Annotated in this window: 23 protein-coding genes and 1 pseudogene; 13 read left to right on the forward strand and 11 right to left on the reverse strand. The window is 66.2% G+C overall.

Annotated features, from left to right (window positions below; translation table 11 throughout):
* Positions 1–25: 25 nt before the first annotated feature.
* The 4 genes from CHB96_RS24670 to CHB96_RS24685 are packed head-to-tail and all read right to left on the reverse strand — an operon-like array spanning position 26 to position 5885.
* A complete protein-coding gene (locus tag CHB96_RS24670) occupies positions 26–718 on the reverse strand; it encodes a demethylmenaquinone methyltransferase (RefSeq protein ID WP_176444488.1) in 693 nt (230 codons plus the stop codon).
* 17 nt (positions 719–735) lie between these two features.
* On the reverse strand, positions 736–1872 hold the full coding sequence (locus CHB96_RS24675) for a glycosyltransferase family 4 protein (RefSeq protein WP_217899987.1): 1137 nt from the start codon (positions 1870–1872) through the stop codon (positions 736–738).
* A 46-nt stretch (positions 1873–1918) separates the two neighbouring features.
* Entirely contained in the window at positions 1919–5401 is a 3483-nt protein-coding gene (locus CHB96_RS24680; RefSeq protein ID WP_089251279.1) for an ATP-binding protein, read from the reverse strand.
* Positions 5402–5450: 49 nt separating this feature from the next.
* Complete coding sequence (locus CHB96_RS24685; protein WP_089251281.1) at positions 5451–5885, reverse strand: DUF3592 domain-containing protein; 435 nt, start codon at positions 5883–5885, stop codon at positions 5451–5453.
* A 58-nt stretch (positions 5886–5943) separates the two neighbouring features.
* Between CHB96_RS24685 and CHB96_RS24690 the strand changes: the two genes are divergently transcribed.
* Positions 5944–6450: a DUF2505 domain-containing protein gene (locus CHB96_RS24690; protein ID WP_089251283.1), complete on the forward strand. Its 507-nt coding sequence runs from the start codon at positions 5944–5946 to the stop codon at positions 6448–6450.
* Here the strand turns inward: CHB96_RS24690 and menD are convergent.
* Positions 6447–8090, reverse strand: coding sequence for a 2-succinyl-5-enolpyruvyl-6-hydroxy-3-cyclohexene-1-carboxylic-acid synthase (gene menD, locus CHB96_RS24695; protein ID WP_089251285.1), 1644 nt, complete (start codon positions 8088–8090; stop codon positions 6447–6449). The genes CHB96_RS24690 and menD overlap by 4 nt on opposite strands.
* A gap of 73 nt (positions 8091–8163) precedes the next feature.
* On the opposite strand from menD, the gene CHB96_RS24700 reads away from it, so the two are divergent.
* The 3 genes from CHB96_RS24700 to CHB96_RS24710 all read left to right on the forward strand — a co-directional run bounded on the left by CHB96_RS24700 (position 8164) and on the right by CHB96_RS24710 (position 11363).
* A complete protein-coding gene (locus CHB96_RS24700; RefSeq protein WP_089251287.1) occupies positions 8164–8760 on the forward strand; it encodes a flavin reductase family protein in 597 nt (198 codons plus the stop codon).
* The gene (locus tag CHB96_RS24705) at positions 8757–9836 is read left to right on the forward strand and encodes an AbrB family transcriptional regulator (protein WP_089251289.1); all 1080 of its coding nucleotides are present in this window, start codon (positions 8757–8759) and stop codon (positions 9834–9836) included. The genes CHB96_RS24700 and CHB96_RS24705 overlap by 4 nt, the downstream gene beginning before the upstream one ends.
* Positions 9837–9944: 108 nt before the next feature.
* Positions 9945–11363 carry a DUF2252 domain-containing protein gene (locus CHB96_RS24710; RefSeq protein WP_089251291.1) on the forward strand — a complete coding sequence of 473 codons (1419 nt, stop codon included), beginning with the start codon at positions 9945–9947 and terminating at the stop codon, positions 11361–11363.
* Between the two features lie 50 nt (positions 11364–11413).
* Here the strand turns inward: CHB96_RS24710 and CHB96_RS24715 are convergent, their stop codons facing one another.
* From CHB96_RS24715 to CHB96_RS24725, 3 genes are read right to left on the reverse strand one after another with little or no spacing between them, the layout of a single operon-like run.
* Positions 11414–11857, reverse strand: a complete 444-nt coding sequence (locus CHB96_RS24715; RefSeq protein ID WP_089251293.1) for a DUF6918 family protein — start codon at positions 11855–11857, stop codon at positions 11414–11416.
* A 50-nt stretch (positions 11858–11907) separates the two neighbouring features.
* Positions 11908–12879: an o-succinylbenzoate synthase gene (locus tag CHB96_RS24720; RefSeq protein ID WP_089251295.1), complete on the reverse strand. Its 972-nt coding sequence runs from the start codon at positions 12877–12879 to the stop codon at positions 11908–11910.
* Positions 12876–13505 carry a PaaI family thioesterase gene (locus tag CHB96_RS24725; RefSeq protein ID WP_089251341.1) on the reverse strand — a complete coding sequence of 210 codons (630 nt, stop codon included), beginning with the start codon at positions 13503–13505 and terminating at the stop codon, positions 12876–12878. The genes CHB96_RS24720 and CHB96_RS24725 overlap by 4 nt, the downstream gene beginning before the upstream one ends.
* Before the next feature lie 73 nt (positions 13506–13578).
* Between CHB96_RS24725 and CHB96_RS24730 the strand changes: the two genes are divergently transcribed.
* The 4 genes from CHB96_RS24730 (at position 13579) to CHB96_RS24745 (ending at position 16641) form a co-directional block, all read left to right on the forward strand.
* Complete coding sequence (locus tag CHB96_RS24730) at positions 13579–14472, forward strand: 1,4-dihydroxy-2-naphthoyl-CoA synthase (protein ID WP_089251343.1); 894 nt, start codon at positions 13579–13581, stop codon at positions 14470–14472.
* An 83-nt stretch (positions 14473–14555) separates the two neighbouring features.
* On the forward strand, positions 14556–15626 hold the full coding sequence (locus tag CHB96_RS24735; RefSeq protein WP_245866147.1) for a GGDEF domain-containing protein: 1071 nt from the start codon (positions 14556–14558) through the stop codon (positions 15624–15626).
* A gap of 162 nt (positions 15627–15788) precedes the next feature.
* Positions 15789–16226 carry a hypothetical protein gene (locus CHB96_RS24740; RefSeq protein ID WP_089251297.1) on the forward strand — a complete coding sequence of 146 codons (438 nt, stop codon included), beginning with the start codon at positions 15789–15791 and terminating at the stop codon, positions 16224–16226.
* Between the two features lie 28 nt (positions 16227–16254).
* The gene (locus CHB96_RS24745) at positions 16255–16641 is read left to right on the forward strand and encodes a VOC family protein (RefSeq protein WP_089251299.1); all 387 of its coding nucleotides are present in this window, start codon (positions 16255–16257) and stop codon (positions 16639–16641) included.
* On the opposite strand, the gene CHB96_RS24750 is transcribed toward CHB96_RS24745, so the two are convergent.
* A complete protein-coding gene (locus tag CHB96_RS24750; RefSeq protein WP_089251301.1) occupies positions 16608–17912 on the reverse strand; it encodes a sensor domain-containing phosphodiesterase in 1305 nt (434 codons plus the stop codon). The genes CHB96_RS24745 and CHB96_RS24750 overlap by 34 nt on opposite strands.
* Before the next feature lie 54 nt (positions 17913–17966).
* Positions 17967–19172 (reverse strand): hypothetical protein, encoded by a 1206-nt coding sequence (locus tag CHB96_RS24755; protein WP_089251303.1) that lies wholly within the window; start codon positions 19170–19172, stop codon positions 17967–17969.
* A 186-nt stretch (positions 19173–19358) separates the two neighbouring features.
* Between CHB96_RS24755 and CHB96_RS24760 the strand changes: the two genes are divergently transcribed.
* From CHB96_RS24760 to menE, 5 genes are read left to right on the forward strand one after another with little or no spacing between them, the layout of a single operon-like run.
* Positions 19359–20525 carry an inorganic phosphate transporter gene (locus tag CHB96_RS24760; RefSeq protein WP_089251305.1) on the forward strand — a complete coding sequence of 389 codons (1167 nt, stop codon included), beginning with the start codon at positions 19359–19361 and terminating at the stop codon, positions 20523–20525.
* Between the two features lie 11 nt (positions 20526–20536).
* The gene (locus CHB96_RS24765) at positions 20537–20815 is read left to right on the forward strand and encodes a hypothetical protein (RefSeq protein ID WP_089251307.1); all 279 of its coding nucleotides are present in this window, start codon (positions 20537–20539) and stop codon (positions 20813–20815) included.
* A 35-nt stretch (positions 20816–20850) separates the two neighbouring features.
* A complete protein-coding gene (locus CHB96_RS24770) occupies positions 20851–21177 on the forward strand; it encodes a DUF3349 domain-containing protein (protein WP_089251309.1) in 327 nt (108 codons plus the stop codon).
* On the forward strand, positions 21178–21480 hold the full coding sequence (locus CHB96_RS24775; protein WP_089251311.1) for a DUF3349 domain-containing protein: 303 nt from the start codon (positions 21178–21180) through the stop codon (positions 21478–21480).
* Positions 21481–21489: 9 nt separating this feature from the next.
* The gene (menE, locus tag CHB96_RS24780) at positions 21490–22632 is read left to right on the forward strand and encodes an o-succinylbenzoate--CoA ligase (protein ID WP_089251313.1); all 1143 of its coding nucleotides are present in this window, start codon (positions 21490–21492) and stop codon (positions 22630–22632) included.
* A gap of 179 nt (positions 22633–22811) precedes the next feature.
* Here menE and CHB96_RS30235 read toward each other — a convergent pair.
* Positions 22812–23274 (reverse strand): annotated as a pseudogene (locus CHB96_RS30235) (hypothetical protein); the annotation flags it as partial.

Consider the following 23274-nt stretch of genomic DNA (forward strand, 5'->3'; position numbering starts at 1 on the left):
TTCACGCACGGGCGCGTCAGCGCACTCAGCGCACCGCGCGGTGCAGCGCGACGACTCCCCCGGTGAGGTTGCGCCACTGGACGTTCGACCATCCGGACTCCGCGATGTCGACGGCCAGCTGCCTCTGCGTCGGCCACGCCCTGATGGATTCGGCGAGGTAGACGTACGCGTCGGGATTGCTGGACACCGCCCGCGCGACGGCGGGGAGCGCCTTCATCAGGTACTCCATGTAGACAGTTCGGAACGGGCCGAACACGGGCGTCGAGAATTCGCACACGACGAGCCGTCCGCCGGGCTTGGTGACGCGGGCGATCTCGCGCAGCCCGGCCCGGAAGTCGGAGACGTTGCGGAGCCCGAACGAGATGGTGGCCGCGTCGAAGCTCGCATCGGCGTACGGCAGTGCCATCGCGTCACCTGCGACCATGGGGACGGGTCGGCCCGAGCCTGCGTGCAGCATGCCCTTCGAGAAGTCGGTGGCGACGCACCACGCACCGCTGCGGGCCAGCTCGACGGTCGACACTCCGGTGCCTGCGGCGAGATCGAGGACCTTCTCCCCCGGCTTCAGGTTCAGCGCGGCCCGAGTCAGCTTCCGCCAGCTTCGGTCCTGGCCGAAGGACAGAACGGTGTTGGTGATGTCGTAACGGCGAGCGACGCCGTCGAACATCGACGCGACTTCGTGTGGGTCCTTCTCGAGCGTTGCACGCGAACTTGTTGGCACGGCCTCGAGCTTAGCCGTCAGGCAGTTCTGAGCGTCCGGTGCCGTTCCCAGCCGAGGACGTCGCCGTAATGCCCGAGCAGTTCGTCGCAGATCGCAGGCCAGGTGCGGTGCAGAACGGACTTCCGCGCCGCCTCACCGAATCGGGCACGCGCCACCGGCGACTTCAATGCAGCCACCGCGCTCGGCAGGAGCTCGGCGAAGCGGTCGACGGGAAGCAGGTATCCGTTGCGACAATGCGAGATCAGATCGCGCGGGCCGCCTGCGTCGGGTCCGATCACCGGAATCCCACTGGCCAGTGCTTCCTGCACCGCCTGGCAGAACGTCTCGTGCTCACCTGGGTGCACGAACACGTCGAAACTCGCGTAGGCCTGCGCCAACTCGTCGCCGCCCAATTGACCGAGAAATATCGCCGACGGCATCAGCTTCTCGAGCGCGGGTCGCTCGGGCCCGTCGCCGACGACGACGAGTTGCACGTCGTCGGCGATCGAGGCCAACCTCTCGACGTGCTTCTCGGGTGCGAGCCGTCCGACGAAGCCGACGATCAGCTTCCCGTCGGATGACCACTCGCGTCGCACCGATTCCCGACGCGCCGACGGTGCGAACCTCACGGCGTCGACCCCTCGCGCCCAGCGATGCACCCGCGGAACGCCGTGGCTCTCCAGCGCCTCGACCGCCGAGGACGACGGCGCGAGCGTCCGCGCGGCCCCTCGATGCACGCGCCTGGTCCAGCGCCACGCAGCCTTGGACGTCAGGCCGAGACCGTAGCTCTCGGCGAAGCCTGCGACATCGGTCTGATAGACGGCCACAGCCGGAACGTTCAGCCGGTTCGCCGCCGCGAGTCCGCCCGCACCGAGCAGGAACGGCGACGCGAGATGCACGACGTCGGGCTCGAATTCACGGATCGTGGCCGTCAGTCCCGGACCGGGGACGCCGACGGGAAGGGAACTGACCTTGGGCACCATGACGGCGGGTACTCGGTGAACCGGGATGCGGCCGTGCAGTACGTCGGCACGCGGCTTGCCTGCCGGGTTGTCCGGCGCGACGACCATGGCGTCGTGCCCGTTTCGCTCCAGGTGTTCGAGCATTCGGAGAATCGAATTGGTGACGCCGTTCATGTTGGGTAGGAACGATTCCGCAACGATGGCTACTCGCACGATCCTCAGTGTGAGGAGCGTCTCCGGCCAGCCGGCTTCGGTTTCGTTACGGGCGGGCGAAGTTCACACGAATGGTTTCGGCGAGGGCGTCGACGCGTCGGACGACGGCAGTGGCACCCAGATCGGCTGCGCGCTGCCTGGCCCGCGCGAGGGCCGCGTCGTCCAGAACGCCCGTCGTCGCTACGTCGATCCGCACTGCCAGGTAGTCGGATTCGGCGAGCCAGGCTGCGAATCCCCGTTCGGCGTGCACCCGCTGCGCGTCGGCGATATGTCGGGCGGCCGCCGTGAGGTCACCGAAACCCAGCGCCAGGTGTGCGAGGTGATGATGGACGACACCGTAGATCCCGGCCCACGCCAGCACCGTACTGTCCGCGTGGCCTTCGAGGAGCCCGTGGATCCGTTCGCACAGCGACGCTGCTCCGACGTCGGCAGCAGTCCGAGACACCAGGGCGAGCGTCGGAAGCCACATGGGATCGGCCGGGATCCCGGCCAACGCCTCCGGTGTGAACCACTCGAGCAGGTCCGCCGCAGCGACGCGCTCACCGGCATCGACGAGCGCGACAGCCAGGGTCGGCCGCAGTATCGGCAGCAGATCGACATTCGCACGCAGCAGAGCAGATTGGTCGAGGATCTCCGTCATGTCCCCGCGCAACGTACGCAGTGTGGTCGACACCGGAAGCAGACGTCCGTAGTAACTCGCGTCGGTCGGCGATGTCGGAATGGCTCGAAGAATTGTCAGTCGGTCTTCACTGGCACGCAGATCACCTGCGGCAAGGTCGATTCCGAATCGCCCGTATTCGGTCAGCCACGCCAATTCGGGGTCGGCGTCGATGTGCGCGGCGTTGACGGCGTCGAGCGCGGTGCGTGCCCCCGTCAGATCCCCCGACTGAAGCCGAGCGCGGAACAGCCATACAGCCGTGGTGGGATCCTGCAGCAGTTCGTGTCTCGCGTCGACCAGGTCGTCGAGATCGGCGCGTGCACTGTTCGCGGCATCTGCGGCATGCGGGATACGGGTACCGATGAGCGACGCGATCCCGACCCTCGCGAGTAGCGGCCCGTCACCGAGTTCACGAGCGATGCGCGTCGCCGACGCGATCATGTCCATTCGCTTCTCGTAGTCGGCACTCCATGCATGCTCGATCACCCACTGCGACAACAGAAGTGCGAACTCCGCGGATCCAGATTGCCCGGCCTGCTGCATCTCCGCACACATCGTCTCGATATGTGCCACGCGTTCGGCGTCGGCGACGTAGCTCTGGGCGAACATCATGCCGCGGCGTTCACTGGCCAACACCGCTTCGATCTGCAGATCCCGATCACCGATAGTTCTCGCCATGTCCAACGCGGCGATCGCGGTGGCGCGAGCATCCGGATCACGCAGTGCTCGACGCGCACGCCCGAGACTGATGAGGAGGCGACATCGCGTCGGCGACAACTCGTTCGGAGGCAGGTGACCCAGCGCGTTCCCGTAATGCTCGACGGCGTCCTCGTGTGCCCCGAGGACGGAAGCACTGTCACCGGCACGCTGCGAATACGTTGCAGCAAGGGCTCGGTCGGAACTCGAGCCTCGGCCGAAGTGATAGGCGACGCGCGCCGAGTGGTCCGACCGAGTCTCGCTCGACCACTCCGCAAATGCGCGACCGACTTTCGAATGCAGCGACGCCCGCTTGCCCGGTGCGATCGACGAGTAGACGACCTCCTGAACCAGTGGATGGCGCATCGCCAGATCGTCGAACCACATCGGATCGGATTCCGTTGCGACGGTGATCATTCGGGAGTGAACCAGCTCGTCCAACGCGTCGGAGAAGTCGGCGTCGTCGATGTCGTGCGCCGCCATCCGCAGCACCTGCGTCGACACTGGAATACCGATCACTGCGCCGAGTTGCAACAGCGACAGCGCGATCGGCGTGAGGCTGTGTTCGCGGCGACGAACGAACTCGACGATCGACATCGGGTGCGAGCCAGGCGGTTCGGTCGACTCGGCGGCGAGCAGCGACGCCACGAACAGCGGGTGGCCACTGGTTCGACGGTGCAGAGCGGCCGGGTCGACCGAGGACCCGCCGACTTCGACGAGTTGCCGGACATCGTCGATACTCAAGTCCGACAATGGAATACGGCACACGTGCCCCAGTCGAGTGCCGGTGTTGATCGTGCGCGTCACGTCCGGCAGATCGAGCGATTCGGTGCGGGCCGTCAGAACCACACACACCGTGCTCGACGACGACGCAGCCAGCAGGTAACGCAGTAGCGCGTGCGTCGCGCTCGACGCCCACTGCAGATCGTCGACGACGATCATCGTGGAGCTCGACCTGGACGACGACGTGAGCCACCGATGAACCGCGGTGACCACGTGGGAACGGTCGTCGGAACTCGCTGTGGACGGGGGATACTCGCCGAATCGATGCGCGACGTGGGGAATCAGCCTCAGGATGTCCGGGCCGTTGTCGTCGAGCCATCGTCGCGCACCTGCCGGTCCCCACGCGACGAACTCGCGCTCGACCGCTTCGGCGAACGGCTCGAACGCGACGATCGCGTCCTCGCTGCAGCGGCCGAACAGGACGTCGACACCGTCGTTCGACGCGCGCTGCATCGCCTCGAGAACGAGGGTCGTCTTGCCCGATCCGGCATCCCCGGTGACGACCACACACTGACCTGTCCCGCGCGCTGCCTTCTCGCAGGCCTGTGCGACGAGTGCGAGTTCTCGATCTCGTCCGACGAGTGGATCGTGATTTCTCGGGAGTCCCGACGCCGTATCCGCGGCGTCTTCGCTCGGGTGCGTGTGATTCAGCGCGTCGAGGAACAGGCGTTCGGTCTCGGGCGACGGATCCACTCCGAGGTGTTCGGCGAGTGCGACGCGGCACCGGGTGGCCACCTCGAGTGCGCGGGCGCCGTCACCGAGCCCCAGGTACGCGCGCATCGCGATGCGGTAGGCCCGCTCACGCAACGGGTCGAGCGAGATCAACGATTCCGCACAGGACACCGCGCGATCGAACGCACCGATGTCGTACGACGCGACGGCGTCGATCTCGAGAGCCTGTTTCCTCAGGTCCTCGCCCTCAGACCGGAGATCGTCCGCCCACAGTCCCTCCACGCCGCGCAGGACCGGGCGGGTGAGAAGAAGGTGGGCTGCCCGCGCTCTGTCCGCGCGCACCGCAGCGGACTCGTCGGACGGCCTGCACTGCTCTCTGACGGTTTCCAGGTCGACCTCGACCCCCGCGGGCAATGCGAAGCTGACGTATCCGTTCCGCGATCTGAGACTGTGACCGGACACAGATGCCGCTTCGAGCGTCTCCCGCACTTTCGACACGACTCCACGCAGCGCGGCGTTCCACGACTTGGGTCTGGTTCGAGGCCAGATCACCCCGGCGATCTCGGCCATCGGAACGTCCCGATGTCGGTGAACCGCCAGGTAGGCGAGCGTTTCCGCACAGCGCGGACCGCCGACGGTCCGCGGATCGACGATCCGCGCGCCGCATCGGACGGACACTTCGCCCACGAGTCGAACGGTCACGCCGTCCACTGCGGTCATGGGGAAAATCAAAACACAGGTTTGTCTTTACTGTGAGAAAGTACAGCGTTCAGCGTTCCCGACGCTTGAGTAGAAGCAACACCGGCACCGCGACGGCCCACGTCACCACGACGACCGATCCGGCGGGGATGATCGCGACGCTGGCGTCACGACCGGAGACCCTGACGAGATCGGGATCCGATTCGGCGTACTCGACATCGATCCGCTGGCCCGCGATGAGGTTGGTCGGATACAGAACCCCGAGTTGTGGGTTGTGGGTGATGCCGTCGGGCGTCACGAAACTGACGGCCGACCGCAGCCTTCCCGCGGATAGGACTTCGGCCGTCGCGGTGCCCTCGTCGGACGTGATGGTTCGGTCGTTCTGCCAGGCAGCGACGACCAACAGGAACGCGAGGACCGAGATCCCGGTCGCGACCACGATCACCGAGATTCGTGCTCGGCGCCAGGCCTTCGACGTGCCGTCGTCGCTGTCTTCGGATGCCACGTCGGTAGACGTTACTTGCGATGCCGACGACGTCGGTGCTCCGGTAGCCTCTGCAGCTATGTCTCGCGACTTCGAGTTCACGGTCTCGTCGGAACACACTCCCGAGGAGGTCTACGAGGCCCTCAACAGCGAAGAGCAGTGGCTCGCCCGGTTCGAAAAGGCGCAGAAGACCGACGGCTACACGCTGACCAAGCACGAGCACGGCGGCTTGACCGTCGACATCACCGACGAGATCGGCACGTCGGAGCTACCCGGCTTCGTCAAGAAGGTCGTGCGCGGCACATTGCTCGTGACGCGCACCGACTCGTGGGGACCGCTCGAAGGCGACCGCGCCGACGGCACACTCGTCGGCGGCACGTCCGCGATCCCCGCGTCCGTCGACGGGACTCTCACGTTGCGCCCCCAGGGCACAGGTGCGCTGCTGACGGTCAAGGGCACCTCGACCGTCAAGATTCCGCTGATCGGCGGCAAGATCGAATCGCTGATCAACGACATGATCAAGGACATGGTCGAGCAGGAGACCGAGGAGACCAACGACTGGGCTTCCCAGCAGGAAGAGGGCTAGAGCCTCGCCCGGATTCCTGCATGCAGCTCGCGCAGGCCCGAGCGTTCCGTCGTCACCTCGAGCACGCGCATCCCGCCAGGAGTGGAGCCTGCGGAATGACCCGAATTTTCCGCACTGCTCTGCAGGGCGTCGGCCAGCTCGGTGACGTCGACGGCTCGGTGCTCGATCCGATACGCCGCCGACAACGCCGCGAGATCCATGCCGTGCGGGGTGCCGAACACGCGCTCGAACGCGCCCGCGTACTGCGGATCACCCTGCTCGAGCAGTTCGAAGATGCCGCCGCCGTCGTCGTTCGCGACGACGATCGTCAGATCGTTCGGCCTCGGCTCACCGGATCCGATGAGCAGGCCCGACGCGTCGTGCAGGAAGGTCAGATCACCGAGCAGCGCGATTGTGCGCCCTCCCCCCGACAGCGCTGCGCCGACGGCCGTCGAGACGGTTCCGTCAATGCCCGCGACGCCGCGGTTGGACAGCACTCGCACGCCGGGGGTCGGATAACTCACCAGGGCCGCGTCGCGCACGGGGTTCGACGCACCGAGGAGCAGTTGGTCGCCGTCGCGAAGCGAGGACATGACCGTCGCGGCCACGTGCAGGCCCGTCGGCTTCGGGTGCGAGGCTAGCTGATCGCGAACCGCGAGATCCGCCTTCGCGCTCAACGCCTCGCAGCGGTGGAGCCACGCGTCGCGCGGAGTGCCGGACACGACCGCTCGGGTGCCCGTCGCGAGCACGTTGCCGGAGACGTCGGGCCAGCGCGGACCCGTCGTCAGAGCGATGACGTCGACGGCCGGGTCGGCGAGCAGGCTCGACACGGGGCGGTGCAACGTCGGGCGGCCGGTGATGATGGCCTGCCGCGGCTTCAGCTGAGACAGGGCCATCGGGTGCAACGGCGTTCCGTGCAGGGGCGCGGTCGGCTCGGCGACCGTCGGGAGGCCTGCGAGCTCGGGCCGCAGCGCAGCGCCATGGCCCGAGACGACGATCGTGTCCAACGACAGATCCACGTCGACGGGCACGTCGAGGGTCGCCTGCTGGGTCGTCGTCCATGCGGCGCCGCCGTCGCGGCCGTGTGGCGCAGGCGTGGGATCGCCGAGATCCGGAACCAGCGGCTCACGCAGCGGGATGTCGAAATGCACCGGACCCGCGTTGCCGGAGCGGGTACCGCGCGCGGCCGCAAGCACGCGGCACACCGCGCTACGCCACTGGCTGTTCTGACGCGCGTCGTCCTCGGCGAGGCCGAGACTGACCGTCGCGCGCACCTGGGTTCCGAACAAACCGAGCTGCTCGACGGTCTGGTTCGCGCCCGTCCCGAGCATCTCGTACGGCCGGTTCGCGCTCAGCACGATCAACGGCACGCGTGCGTAGTTCGCCTCCAGAACGGCAGGACCGAGATTCGCGACGGCCGTGCCCGACGTCATGACGACCGGAACCGGAAGGCCACTGCCCAGGATGAGACCGATCGCGAGGAAGCCTGCGGTCCGCTCGTCGATGCGCATGTGCAGACGCAGCCGGCCTGCGGCATCGGCTTCCTGCAACGCGAACGCCAGCGGCGCGTTCCGCGAGCCAGGGCACAGCACGACCTCACGGACACCACCACGAACCAGCTCGTCGACGACGGCTGCGGCCTGAGCACTGGACGGATTCACCAGTTCAGATTGTCAGATTCTCGGCCGGACGCCTCAGTCGGCCCGCCGCGCCGCAGTTTGACACGATGGATGTGTGCGAACTGTCTTCGATGCGGCCGTGTTGCCGTCGAGCGCCTTCTATCCCCTGCTCACAGCGTCCGTCGTGCCGCGTCCGATCGCCTGGGTGTCGACGGTGTCGGCCGACGGCGTCGCCAATCTCGCGCCCTACAGCTTCTTCTCGGTGTCGTCGGCGAACCCGCCTGTCGTGCAATTCACGTCCGTCGGCCGCAAGGACAGCCTGAAGAACATCGAGGCGACGGGTCAGTTCGTGATCAATCTGGCCACCGAGCCGCTGATGGAACAGGTCAACGCGTCGTCGGCCGGCTACGAGCACGGCGTCAGCGAGCTGGAAGAACTCGGGATCGCGAGCGAGCCGAGCGAGAAGGTGGCGCCTCCACGCGTCGCGGCGTCACCGATCGCGATCGAGGCGACGCTGCACCGCATCGTCGAGGTCGGTAACTCGTTCGTCGTCATGGGCGACGTCGTCGCGGTCGCCGTCCGTCCCGAGTTCCTGGCCGACGACGGACTGCCGTCGTTCGAGGCGATCGCGCCGTTGAGTCGCCTCGGGCGTGCCGAGTGGGGACTGCCGCCCGAGGTGAAGTCGATCGAGCGTCCCGGCACGCCTTCTTGACGCGCTGGCTCTCGCTCACGCTGGCGACCGTTCTTCTGACGGTCCTGGCGTCACGGCTCGGGGTGCCTTCGGCCGGACTCTTCGTCGCGTTGTTCGTCGCCGTCGTGTTCGCGCTCGCCGGATGGGCGCCCGCGTCGGGGATGCCCCGACGCCTCGGCGTCGCCGCGCAGGCCGTTCTCGGCGTCGAGATCGGCACTCTCGTGCAGAGCGACACCCTCTCGACCCTGGGCGACGACTGGCTGCCCGTCGTACTCGCGTGTGTCGGGACGCTCGTGCTGTCCATCGCCGCAGGTGCACTGCTCGGACTCCGCAAGGACGTCGATTCCCTGACGGGCGCGCTGGCCCTCGTCGCGGGTGGCGCGTCGGGACTCGTCGCGATCGCACACGAACTCGGCGGTGACGAACGTGTCGTAGCCGTCGTGCAGTATCTCCGTGTCGTGCTCGTGACGACGACCATGCCTCTCGTCGCGACGACGGTCTTCGCCGCTCGTGGATCCGACGTCGCGGTCGTCCCTGTCGACGGGGCGCCCTGGTACCTGGACCTGCTCTTCGTCGCCGGGTGCTCGGCAGTCGGGATCGTGCTGGCCCGGCTGATCCGACTGCCCGCGCCGGGGCTGCTGGGGCCTCTGATCGTCGCGACGGCCCTCGATCTGCTCGGCCTGTCCATGGACGCGGGCGTGCCGTCGCTGCTGCTGACGGCCGCGTACATCGGCATCGGGTGGCAGGCGGGGCTGCGGTTCACGATGGAGAGTCTGCGCTCGATCTCCCGGGTGCTGCCGACGGCCTTGCTGCTCATCGTCGGCGTGACCGTAGGCTGCGCGGTGCTGGGTCTGTGGCTGTCCGCGTCGACTCAGCTGAACGCGTACGAGGGCTATCTCGCGACCACTCCGGGCGGCGTCTACGCCGTACTCGCGATCGCCGCGTCGACGGGTGCGAACGTCACCTTCGTCGTCGCCGCACAGGTCATCCGGGTGTTCATGATGCTGTTCGCGGTACCCGTGGGTGCCAAGGTGGTCCGGCGGTACCGTCGGCCGCCCGGTGGGGGGTCTGGGTCGTCCGGGTTCGGCCCGGGGTGAGCGAGGGTGACATTCGGTCACTCAGAGTGAGCGAGGGCGGCATCCGGTCACTCGGAGTGAGCGAGGGTGACATTCGGTCACCGCGCGCACAAGATTTACAGTTCACCTATGCACCAAGCGCGTTCAGGTCACACCGTCGTCCCCGAGATCGGTGACGTGGACAGTAGATCCTTCGCCAGCCTGCGAGCTCGACCGGTCCCCCGCGAGGAACGGTATCGACTCGGAAAGCAGTTGCGCGACAAGGTTTCTCGTGAATCCATGGGCGATTGGACACCTCCGGCAGACCGCCCCGATCCGATTCGTCAGATCGAGATCTCACACGAGGGCAGGATCGACTGGTTGATTCCCGTCCGCGCCGAGCGCATGGTCGAGTCGCCCTACGGATTCCTGCGCGGCACTGCGATCGTCATGGCCCGTGACGTCGCGATGTTGCCGTCGACGGGCATCACCCCCGTCGTCAGTGGCGACTCGCACCTCGGCAACTTCGGATTCTATGCATCGCCCGAACGTGATCTGGTCATCGATCTCAACGACTTCGACGAGGCCCACCCCGGCGCCTGGGAATGGGATCTACGACGCCTCGCCGCCAGCATCTGGGTGGCAGGCCGGCAGAACGGACGCACCGAGCAGCAGTGCGAGGAGGCCGTCGTCGCGTGTGTTCGGGCGTACCGGGTGGAGGTGTCGCGCCTGGCCGACGAGCCGCTGATGTCGCGGTCGTTCCAGCGTCTGACGGCCGACCGCCTGGAGGCCGACGCGACCGAGGGCTCGCTGCGCAAGGAGATCAAACGGGCGACGAAGAAGGCGCGACGACGCACGAGCGACCGCGTGCTGCCTCAGTTCACCGAGGAACACGAGGGGAAGCGGCGACTCGTCGAGGAGCCGCCGATCACGACGCGCATCTCGGCGCGCGACGAGGACCTGCTGGCCGAGGGCCTCGACGAGTATTTGACGACGCTGTCACCCCACTGGCGTCGGGTGCTGGGCGGCTACACGCTGATCGATGTCGCGCATCGGGTCGTGGGTGTGGGCAGCGTCGGGCTGCGGGCGTACGTCGCGCTGCTGGAGGGCTCGAGCCCGGACGACGTCGTGTTCTTGCAGCTCAAGCAGGCTCGACGTTCGGTGTTGGCGCCGTATGTCCATGGTGAGTCGGCGTGGCACGCGCATCAGGGCCAACGCGTCGTCGAATATCAGCAGGACCTGCAGACGGTGAGCGATCCGCTACTGGGGTGGACGACGATCGACGGGCGTCAGTACTACGTCCGGCAGTTCAGGAACATGAAGGGCACGATCGACCTGGGGTCCATCGACGCGCCTGCGCTCGTGGACTATGCGGGTGTCGTCGGCCGATTGCTGGCCAAGGGGCATGCCCGCACGAGTGGGGCGTCGATGATCGCGGGATATCTCGGGAAGTCCGACGCCGTGGACATCGCGCTCAGCAGGTTCGCGCGGCTGTACGCCGATCAGACCGAGGCCGATCACGCGTTGTTGGTCGAGGCTGTCAGGAAGGGCCGCTTCGCCGCCTCGTGAGTGAAAATGTATAGAGGGCTACACATATTCACTCACGAGCGGCGGAGCCGCTAAGCGTGCTTCGTGACCAACGCACCCAGACGCGGCAGCGCCTCGGCGACGTTCTTCTGAGCCGAGCCGCGCAGGCTGCCGTAGAACTTCTTGACGACGCTCTTGTCGGTCTCCTCGATGCGCGAGTCCGTGACGGACAGCAGCGCGTTCGACACCTGGTCGGAGTTCGCGACGAGGTAGTCCGCGAAGGTTCCCGTCGGCGCCGCGTTGTACGCCTGCCAGAACGGATCGAGCTGGTCGACGAAGTCGGGCCACAGAGCTTCGACGGCCCGCTCGATGTACGACGGTCCGACCTTCTTCACGGCACCGTAACCGCCCTTGACGGCCAGGCCGCTCGCGCCCTTCTTGTCCGAGACCTCGGCGTCGATCAGTGCGATGACGTCGGGCAGCAGAACATCGCGCTTCGACTCGTCGAGCAACGATTCCTTCAGTGCAGCAACCACTTCGACATTCCTCCCAGAAAATTCCATGTCAGCATGTAACCGCCGGAAGACTACCCCAGAACGCCGTGGCACCGCCGAACTCGATCGTGCCACCACCGGCGCCGGTCCTCGGGCGCGGCCAACGCGCGCAGTCGCTCCGGGTCGGGCTCGACGGATACGGCAGGAAGGGTCCCGTCGACCGAACCGGGCGTATCGGCGACGTCGGCCTCGAACAGGCTCCCCGTGCCGAGCCCGCACGCGAACTCGAGCCGAGGGATCGCTGCCGCCGCCGCGAGTCCCGACGCCATTCCTACGGCCGAGTCGAGCGCGCTGGAGACGACGACGGGGACGCCGTAGTCCCCCAGCTCGCCTGCCAATTCGAGGAGAGCCCGCATGCCGCCGAGCGGCGCGACCTTGAGCACGGCGACGTCCGCTCCCCCGGCGCGCACGACGCGCAGCGGATCCTCGGCACGCCGGATGCTCTCGTCGGCCGCGATGCGGACTCCGGGCAGCCGACGACGAACCTCGACGAGCTCGGGAACCGTCGCGCATGGTTGTTCGGCATACTCGAGTTCACCGTCTTCCCTCAGCCGCGACAGAGCCTCCACCGCCTGGTCGACGGTCCATCCACCGTTGGCGTCGACCCGGACGCGCGGCACGAGAGCGCGAACAGCACGCACCCGTGCGACGTCATCGGCGAGCGACTGCCCTTTCTCGGCCACCTTCACTTTCGCCGTGTCGACGCCCGAGTACCGCGCGAGGATCGCAGGGACGTCCTCAGCGGCTACAGCGGGCACCGTCGCGTTGACGCGTACCCGCTGCCGGTACGGCTCGGGCGGGCCGTCCCATGCGGCCTCGATCGCCGAACGCAACCACGCCGAGGACTCCTGGTCGTCGTATTCGACGAACGGCGAGAACTCCCCCCAGCCTGCGGGACCGCGGATCAGCATGACCTCGCGGGTGGTGATGCCGCGAAACTTGGTCCGCATCGGCAGTGACAGGACGTGCGAGCCGTCCAGGATCTCGTCGACGGTCGGCGTCATTGCTGCCCCGGAAGGAGCTGGACCATCAGGGCCTCGCAGTCGGCGAGAACGGTGCCCTCGGAGTCCTTCAGAACCGCGCTGATGAACGTCTTGCGGCCTTCCACCTTGTCGACGCTGCCTTCGACGACGAGTTCGACGTTCAACGGCGTGATCTTTCGATAGTTGATGTGCAGATACGCCGTGCGGCTGATCGGGCGGCCGTATGCGTGCTGGATCATGCCGAACAGGTCGTCGAACAGCAGTGGAAGTGTGCCGCCGTGTGCTGCACCGTTGCCGCCGAGGTGGAAGCGTCGGAACACTCCGCGGCTGCGCACGCCCTCGGCGTCGAACTTCTCGATCGTCCACGGCAGCATCAACAGTGAGCCACGGCCGGGCAACGCGATGGCCCGGCCTGCGGGCTGCTCCCCTTCGGGAACCTGGAACGGCCGCAGGAGTTCGACGAGCGCCTCGACTCGTTCGGCGGCTTCCGTCGTCACCTCGGGTGTCGGGTTCGTGCTGACGGCCAGATCCTGCAGCGTGCGCAGCGCGTCGACGAGCCTGCCGTACTCGGGTCCGACGTCCGCAGGAGTGTAGCGAGGGAACCCGCCGTGATGCTCGTACTCGTCTTTACCTGCGATCTCCGTCATTCCAGCACCGTAACCCGTGGCTGGATCTCGGGTATCCGCGACCGACCGGCCGGCGCAATCTATCGTGGCGGGGGTGACCTTCACTCCTTCTCTGTGGCAACCCGTTCCCGGCTTCGAAGATCTCACCGATATCACCTATCACCGTCACGTCACCGACGACACGGTGCGCGTCGCGTTCGATCGACCCGAGGTCAGGAACGCCTTCCGTCCGCACACCGTCGACGAGTTGTACCGCGCGCTCGAACACGCGCGGGTCAGTTCCGACGTCGGGACCGTTCTGCTCACCGGCAACGGACCTGCACCCAAGGACGGTGTGTGGTCGTTCTGCTCGGGCGGAGATCAGCGCATTCGCGGACGCAGCGGCTACCAGTACGCCGAAGGAGAAACTGCAGACACGGTCGACAAAGCACGAGCAGGCCGACTGCACATCCTCGAAGTACAACGACTGATCCGGTTCATGCCCAAGGTCGTCATCTGTCTCGTGAACGGCTGGGCCGCAGGCGGCGGACACAGCCTGCACGTCGTCTGCGATCTGACTCTCGCGAGCCGCGAGCACGCACGGTTCAAACAGACCGACGCCGACGTCGGCAGCTTCGACGGCGGTTACGGCAGTGCGTATCTGGCGAAGATGGTGGGCCAGAAGTTCGCTCGCGAGATATTCTTCCTCGGCGAGGTGTACACGGCGGAGGAGATGCACAACATGGGCGCCGTCAACCGCGTCGTCGATCACGACGAGCTCGAGAACGTGGCCATCGACTGGGCGAAGAAGATCAACTCGAAGTCGCCCCAGGCTCAGCGAATGCTGAAGTACGCGTTCAATCTTCAGGACGACGGTCTCGTCGGCCAACAGCTGTTCGCCGGGGAGGCGACGCGCATGGCCTACATGACGGACGAGGCTGTCGAAGGCCGTGACTCGTTCCTGCAGAAGCGTGACCCCGACTGGTCGCCGTTCCCTCGTTACTTCTGACGTCGAGCGCTGCAGTGTCCCTCTCCCGTGACCCCCTCACACGCCGTCGGAGCCCTCGCCCCGGCGGTGTGTGGGAGTCGGTGATGCAGTGGTTCCTTCAGCGCCACGACTACGAGTGGATGACCGAGTTCCAGAACTCGCATCCGTCGGGCAAGATCGTCCGCACGATCGTCGCGTTGTCGATGGTCAACATCAGCCTCATGGCATTCCTGTCGTTGTTCGCCGCCGGCGGCCCGTCCGGCACGGCAGCAACCGCCCTGACGTTGACGCTGAGCACGGCCAACATCGTCATCGCGGCGATGTGGCTGCTGCTTCCGTTCCCCGGCAGGATCGGTGTCGTCGCGTTCGCGCTGTACGCGGATATCGGCGTTGCCGCCGAACTCAGTGTGTTCGACTGGCACAACGCGTTGTTGGGGTGTGTGCTGTTCGCCGTCATCGGCGCGTTCGTGACGTTCTTCCTGAGCCCGCGCTGGGTCGTCGCGCATCTGTTGTTCGCGTCGGCGACGACGGTGACGTTCGCGGTCGCCCTCTACTTTCGCGGCGACGTCGACGTCATCACGTTGTTCGTGCAGACCAACGTGGTCCTGCTCGGGATCATGAGCGTGCCCGTCACGTCGCACATCTTTCTGACGACGCTGTCGGCCGACGCGCGTAGTTCGGTGCTCGATCCACTGACCGGCCTGCTCAACCGACGCGGCCTCGACAATGCACTCGAAGTGCTGTGGGAGCAGGGCAGGCAGGAGGGTCGATGTGCGGCCGTCATCGTCGTCGACATCGACAACTTCAAGTCCGTCAACGACATTCACGGACACGACGAGGGCGACGCGGTCATCTGCCGCGTTGCCGAGCGGTTGACGGCGCACGTGGCGCGGTACGGCATCCTCGGACGCACCGGCGGTGAGGAGTATCTCGCGGCCGTCGTCACGTCCCGTCTGCACATCGATGCCCTGATTCACGGAATTCGACGCGCACTGCACGGCGAGAACGACGCGATTCCGGTGACGGTCAGCGTCGGTGCCGCGATTCTCTATGCGGATTCCGAGTTGTGGGCGACCGACGCGGACACCGTGGAGACTGCGTCGCGCGTCGCGGACTCGATGATGTACAAAGCCAAGGCAGCAGGTGGGAACCGAGTCGCGACCCAGCTGATCTGACTGCGCTGGTTCGAGATCTCCGAGACAGACAGCAGGTGGGAACCGAGTCGCGATCCAGCTGATCTGAATTCTCCGAGACATGCAGCAGGTGGGAACCGCGTCGCGACCGAGCTGATCCGACTCCGCTGGTTCGATTTCTTCTCGCCTGGGCATCCGCCGGACATGAGCCAAGACCGCCAGACTCCCGCACCGCAGCATCGCCGACCGGACGGTGTCGACGACGACACCGTCGCCGCAGTCGGCAAGGTCTCCGAGGCCCTCGAGACGATCGAGCGCGCCCGCGGACGCCTCTACTCGTTCCATCAATTGATGGGACATGCGGATCTGCAACTCGGTGAGGCCGTCACCGCGCTACGGGAGTCGGGCCATCCCGAGCAGGCGGATCGACTCGAGACAGAAATGGTAGGCCGCAATGTGATCGACGGCCGGTGGTCGTTTCAGATCGTCGAGGACTTCGACGACCTGTACTGGTCGGAATTTCGCAGCCACGAGCAGCGCGTCCGCGACGAACTCCAGGACGGCAAGCGGCACATCTTCGAGGCAGAGATGAAGGAATCACGCCGCACCCATGGCAAGCCGGGGCACGAGGCGACCCCCTGAGGTCCGATATGTGTGGTATCGATGTGCTGTGGAGATTCTGAGCGGTCGAACGATTCTGCGCCCCGCCGACTACGACCGCACTCTCGCGTTCTACCGCGACAGCCTCGGGCTTGCCGTGCACCGCGAGTACGGCGCCGGGACCGTGTTCTTCGCCGGGCAGAGCCTCATCGAGATCGCAGCCCACGGCGGGTCCGCGTCACCGAGCACGTTCGACGGTGCCCTGTGGCTCCAGGTTCGTGACATCGAATCGACCGCGACCGAGTTGCGCGAGCGCGGCGTCGTCATCGAGCGGGATCCTAAGCAGGAATCGTGGGGGCTGATCGAGATGTGGTTACGCGATCCCGACGGCGTTCCGATCGTGCTCGTCGAGATTCCGCCGGATCATCCGCTGCGACGCGACGTCCGTGGTGATTGATCGAGTCCGAGGCTTCGTTTGACGGCACTGGCGGATTTCGGCCTCGACCACAGAAACCCTTGTGCCAGAGTACAACCGAGGTCGAGTGCGATCTGCGCCTGCTCCCGCGTTTCGACCCCTTCGATGATCATCGAGATTCCGAGATCCTGCGCGACGGCCGACAACGCGCGCAGTAGCGCACGACCACGTTCGGTGTCGATGTATCTGGTCAGCTGGCCGTCGATCTTGATGCCGTCGGGCTCCAGTGTCACGAGACGTTCGAGCGAGGACCAGCCGGATCCGAAGTCGTCGAGCAGAACCCTGAATCCGAGCGCGTGGACGTCGTCGATGTGGCGGCGGATCAGCGGCCCGTCGGACACCGATGTCGTTTCGGTCAATTCGAGCGAGATCATCGAGGGGGACACCGACGACGCTGCGACCGCGGCCTGCAGTTGTGCGACGGCATCAGGGTGTTTCAGGTGGCGACCGGACAGGTTGACACTGAGTCTCAGATCCGGTCGCACCGTGTGCCACGCCTCGGCTTCTGCGACCGACTGCCTCATCACTTCGAGGTCGACGTCGATGATCAGCTCGGTCGATTCCGCGAACGGCACGAAATCCGCGGGCGACACCAGACCTCGGGTGGGATGGTGCCAGCGTGCCAGCGCCTCGAAGCCGACCGTCTCGTCGGTGCGCATGTCGACGATGGGCTGAAACCACGGCACCATCTGTCCTGCGTCCAGCGCGCCGGCGAGGTCGTAGTCGCTGTCGAGTCGTGTCGGGCTGGATCCGACGCGTCGATGCAGATCGAGCTGTTCCTCGAGTATCGACGCGAACTGCTCCAGCTCCTGGAACTGGCCGTCGCCGAATTCGCGGGGCATCCGATCGAGCAGACACAGCGTGCCGATCACCAGACCTTCGCGGCCCCTCAGCGGTACCGACGCGTATGCCGCGACGCCGACTTCGTCGAGGATGTTGCGTTGTCGCACCGTGGCGTCGACGCGTGTGCGGGAGACGACGGCAGGTTTCTCGCTGCGGACGACGTCGTCGCACAGAGTCGTGGACCGATCGACCGTGGACACGGGCGGTCCGCCGATGTTCACCAGCGTGTACTGAGTCTTCTCGTCGAGCACGTTCAGCTGTGCGATCGCGAATCCGACGGTGCGTGCTGCCAGCTCGACGGTCGCGCGCAGGGCGGGAGTGGTGGCTTCGAGATCGAGGTATCGACGAGCCGAGTCGCTCTGACGTCGAGCCTGCGAGCGCCGATTGGGTTCGACGGCGTCGTGCTCCATCCGAACCTCCCAACGACGTTCCTACCGGCCCCGGCGGGACGCACCGGTGCAAGCTTAGCCGTGAGGCGGGATCACACAGCCATCAAGCCGGGTGTGGAGCAAACGGTGTCGGAGCACGGCCGCGGCCAATCGAATGCCGTCCGGCGACGGTTCTCCGTCGCGAGAGAATGCGCCGACGGCGGTGAGGTCGTCGAGAAGCTCGTCCGCGGCGGCGTCGTGAGTCCATCCCTCGGCGCGCAACAGAGCGGTGGTCAACATCGCCGTGCCGTGCGGCCGAGTGCCGCGCGCGACTTCGGCCAACACGACCTCGGCTGCGACGGCGTCGGGGTGGTATTCGGTGCCGATCAGCTTGCCGACGAGTGTGGTCCACATTCGATCGGCACTGATGTCGCGGGCTCGAGCGGTGGGCACGAGACGACCACGATGTTTCCTGACGAGCCCGAGTCGTTGCAGCAGACCAGCGGATTCGGCGGTCGTGACGCCGTCGCCGACGGCCGCGAGCAGACCCTCGACTTTCCGCACACACCCGTACGCCGGCTCGGCGGAGTCGTGTAACTGCCCGGCCAGATCCCGGTACAGCTCGGCGCGCGGCGGACTGTACTGAGTCCACAGCACGATCCGATGGTCGAGAAGTTGCTCGAGCAGCACACCGCCCGCGCGCTCGGACCGCAGTACCGAGTCGGTGATTCCGCGTCGCCTCATTGCAAGAGTCGACGGCCGCAGAGGCGGACCGCCCAGACGCTTCGGCGCGAATTCGCCTGCGACGGTTGCCACTTCGAGAGTCTCACCGATGAGTTCGACGATCGCGCGTTCCGCCCCCTCCGGTGCGTCCTGCCACGACACGAGCTCGGTGTCCTCGGCACCGATGCCCGAATCCGCGACGGCCTCACCGTAGCGCCGATGCCATGTCTCGTCGTCGGGAGCGACCAGGAGTTCGTGAGTACGTGAGCTCCGCGCGATGTCCGCATAGCGCCCGTGACCGAGTCGGTCGAGAAGGTCGGCGAGCGCCTGCGCGATGTCCCACGCACGGTCGAAGTCCTCACTGAGCACCCGCAGGTGCAACCAAAGAAATGTCTGCAGCGAGTTCTGAGTCGGGCCCGCCACCGGCGAGACGAGACTCAGCCCTTCCCAACCGGTCCGAGCATCGGCAGCGGTGGCCGGATCGACGGAATCGAGGTACGACAACGCAGCGGCGACGGCCTCGTCCACACCGTGCCCGCCGCCGGGTCGCTCGCCGCCCGGGGCCGCGTCGTAATCCATGTTTTCACTGTCCCACAGAAGACCGACACACAAACTTCGACGGCTGTGACGGGGGCCGCCGACAATTCGGACATATAAGGCAATTAGTTGAACAGAAGGTGAACGCACAGGGTCTTCCAGGAACCCAAGAAGAACACTTCGAACGAAATTATCGAATCTGGATCGCGAGGCCGCACACTTTCAGTCGTGAGCGCAGAATTCCTCGTACTTCTGGTCGTTGTCGTCACGGCACTCGCCTTCGACTTCACCAACGGTTTCCACGACACCGCCAACGCCATGGCGACGTCGATCGCAACAGGCGCATTGAAGCCCAAGGTTGCGGTCACCTTGTCCGCCGTCCTGAATCTGGTCGGCGCATTCCTGTCCGTAGAGGTAGCCGCCACCGTCGCGAAGGGCATCGTCAACCTGGGCGACACCGGAGGTCAGGACCTCCTGACGATCATCTTCGCCGGCCTCGTCGGCGGTATTCTCTGGAACCTCGCGACGTGGCTTCTCGGCATTCCATCCAGCAGCTCGCACGCCCTGTTCGGCGGCCTGATCGGCGCGACCATCGCCGGGCTCGGCACGTCGGGCGTCGTCTGGGACGGCGTCTGGAGCAAGATCGTTCTTCCCGCCGTGCTCGCACCGGTCGTCGCAGGCCTGGTCGCCACCGTCGGCACGTGGGGCATCTACCGCATCACCAATGCCGTTCCGGAGAAGTCGAAGGAACGCGGATTCCGTTGGGGCCAGATCGGATCGGCGTCGCTGGTCTCGCTCGCTCACGGCACCAACGACGCGCAGAAGACGATGGGCGTCATCTTCCTGGCACTCGTCGCCTACGGCACCGTCACCCCCGATTCCGAGATGCCTCTGTGGGTGAAGGTCACGTGTGCTCTTGCCATTGCGCTCGGCACCTACCTCGGCGGCTGGCGCGTCATCCGCACCCTCGGCAAGGGGCTCGTCGAGATCGCGTCACCTCAGGGCATGGCAGCCGAATCTTCCTCGGCTGCAATCATTCTCACCTCCAGCCACCTCGGGCTCCCGCTGTCGACGACGCAGGTCGCAACGGGCTCGATCCTCGGTTCGGGCCTCGGCAAGCCGGGCGCTGCCGTGCGCTGGGGCGTCGCCGGACGCATGGCTGTCGCCTGGGTCATCACGCTGCCGTCGGCCGGCATCGTCGGCGCGGTCTGCTGGTACCTCGCACACATCGTCGGCGGACTGCCGGGCATCCTGGTCGTCTTCGCGATCCTCGTCGCACTGGCAGCCCTGATGTACATCCGCTCGCGTCGTCAGCCGATCGACCCGAACAACGTCAACGAAGAGTGGGACGGCGGCCTCATCCCGGCCGACGAGAAGTCCCCCACCACGGTCTAGGAAAGCGGACAATGGAAACCCTCACGCACACGCTCGACTCGTTGTGGCAGGTCGTCCTCGTCGGACTCCTGCTCGGTGCAGGTCTTCCCGCCATCTTCGCGTTCGGGCTCAGGGCGCTCGCCGTCGGTGAAGCCCGCGACGACGGCAGCACTGTCACCACGGCACGGCCCGCAGTGGCCACCGCAGCCGCTGTTCTGTGCTTCGCCGTGGTCGTCCTCGCGATCGTGTCCGGAATTCTCTTTATCATGAAGGACTTCCTCGACAGCACGTTCGGAATCTCCGTCTTCTAGCCCGTCGCACTCCTTACCCACAGAGGGCCACCATCATGACCGAGACCACCACGTTCCCTACTTCCGTACTCCAATGGCTGCGCGCCGGATACCCGGAGGGCGTCCCGCCCAAGGATCGCTTTCCGCTCGTCGCGCTGCTGCGTCGTGCAGAACTGACCGATTCGCAGGTACACGAGATCGTGCTCAACCTCGTCTCCCCCGTCGGCGGTGCCCTCGAGGACGGTGCCATCACCAACGACGAGATCACGACGTTCATTCGTGAACTCGTCGACCACGAACCGACCCAGGACGACATCACCCGTGTCTCTGCTCGGCTCGCGGCAGGTGGATGGCCCCTCGCAGATCCGACGTCACTGAAATAGATGGCAGTACCCCAGTTCCTCTCGTCGATTCTCGGGTGGCTTCGCGTCGGCTACCCGGAAGGAGTGCCGGACTCGGACTACGTTCCGCTGTTCGCTCTCCTCGCGCGACGACTGTCCGACGACGAGGTCCAGGCCGTGATGGATGCGCTCATCGCGGACGGGCAGATACCCACCGACAAGGCCGGTATCGCAGTGACGATCACGAAGGTGACCAACGAGATGCCGCGCGAGGAGGACATCTCTCGCGTGCGGGCGCGGCTCGCGTCCGGAGGGTGGCCGCTCGCGGATCCATTCGCGCTCTAAACTCGAGATGTGCTCGAAGAATTGAAGATTCCGACCGGTGAAGCCGTGGCAGATATCCTGCCGCGGCTTCGCTCGGTTCTGGACGGTGACTCCCCCGCGGTGCTTCCGGTGCCTTCCTCGGATCTGCGTGAAACTGCGCGACTGCGCGACGCACTCGCGCCGGGCACCGAGATCGACGACGCGGCCGCCCTCGTCGTTGCTACGTCCGGTACGACGGGAACGCCGAAGGGCGCGATGCTGTCGGCGTCGGCTCTGCGTGCCAGCGGGACCGCGACGTACACGCGGTTGGGCGGCCCGGGTTCGTGGTTGCTGGCGTTGCCTGCCCACCACATCGCCGGTATGCAGGTGCTGTTGCGCAGCGTCCTCGCCGGAACCGATCCGGTGATCCTCGACGTCACGAATGGTTTCGATCCCTCTCGGTTGGTTGCTGCGGTCGGCCGCATGTCGGGCCGTCGGTACACCTCCTTGGTTCCGACACAGCTGGTGAAGGTGCTCGACGACCCTGCCGCAACGGAGGCACTCGCGTCGTTCGATGCGGTGTTGCTCGGTGGCGCTGCGACTCCGGTTCCGTTGCGCGAGAAGGCCGTTGCCGCTGGTATCACGTTGGTCCGCACCTACGGCATGAGCGAGACAGCGGGTGGCTGCGTCTACGACGGTGTGCCGCTGGACGGGGTCACGATCCGCATCGACGCAGGACGCGTCGTGCTCGGGGGTTCGACGGTGGCACTCGGCTACCGCGGCATGCCGGATCATCCTGCGTTCGCCGAGCCGGGGTGGTTTCGCACCGACGACGCGGGCATCGTGTCCGACGGCGTTCTCGCCATCCAGGGCAGGCTCGACGAAGCCATCTCGACGGGCGGGCTGACGGTGGTGCCGCAGGTCGTCGAGGCTGCGTTGGTGACGCACCCGCTCGTGCGCGAATGCGCGGTCCTCGGGTTGCCCGACGAGCGACTCGGCGAACGGGTCGTGGCTGCCGTCGTCGCGTCGGGGCCGGTGACGTTGGAATCGTTGCGAGAGCACGTCGAGCAGACCTTGGATTCCACCGCGGCTCCCCGGGAGTTGTATCTGGTCGACACGTTGCCCGTACGCGGGCCTGGGAAACTCGACCGCGCGGCCCTGCGCGAGCGGTTGATCGGCGATCGCCCGCACTGACGCGTCACGCACCGAAGCCACACGGCGACAACGGATTTCGCCGAATCTGATTTCGCCGCGTCTGGTTTCGCCGCGTCTGGTTTCGCCGCGAGGGATTTCGCTACGACGGTCGACGGTCGACGGTCCGGCCGTTCGTTGCGTCGGCATCCACTTCGCCTGCGGTACGGATACCGGCCTGCTCAGTAGGGTGCAGGGTCATCGGCGTCTGCCCTTTCGCTGGGTGACAGTTTCAAGCTCCAGCATGTGGTGGGTGTGGGGCGTGGCTTGGTGGTCGTCGCGGTGGCGGTGGTTGTGGTCGACGCGGTGTCTGCTGTCTTCGTCTCGTTGTCTTTCTGTTCGGTATCGGTCTGCGCGGTGTCGGTGGGTTTCTCGTCGGTGTTGTTCTCGTCGGTGGTTTTCTGATCGGCGGGTTTCTGATCGGTGGGTATCTGGTCGGCTGTTTCGGTGGTGTGTTTGGGTCGGCGTTTGCGTGGGATGTGTGGGGCGAGTGTGTGGCCGGTGAGGTCGGTTGTCCCGATGGTGTTTCCGGGGAGTGTGACTGCGGTGGTGCCGGAGTTCGATTGCCAGTATTCGATGGCGCCGGCGAGCATGGTCGGATGCCAGGCGCCCATGGTTTTGAGGGAGTGGTGGTAGCGGCACAGG

The organism is Rhodococcoides kyotonense, assembly GCF_900188125.1.
Taxonomy (GTDB): Bacteria; Actinomycetota; Actinomycetes; order Mycobacteriales; family Mycobacteriaceae; genus Rhodococcoides; species Rhodococcoides kyotonense.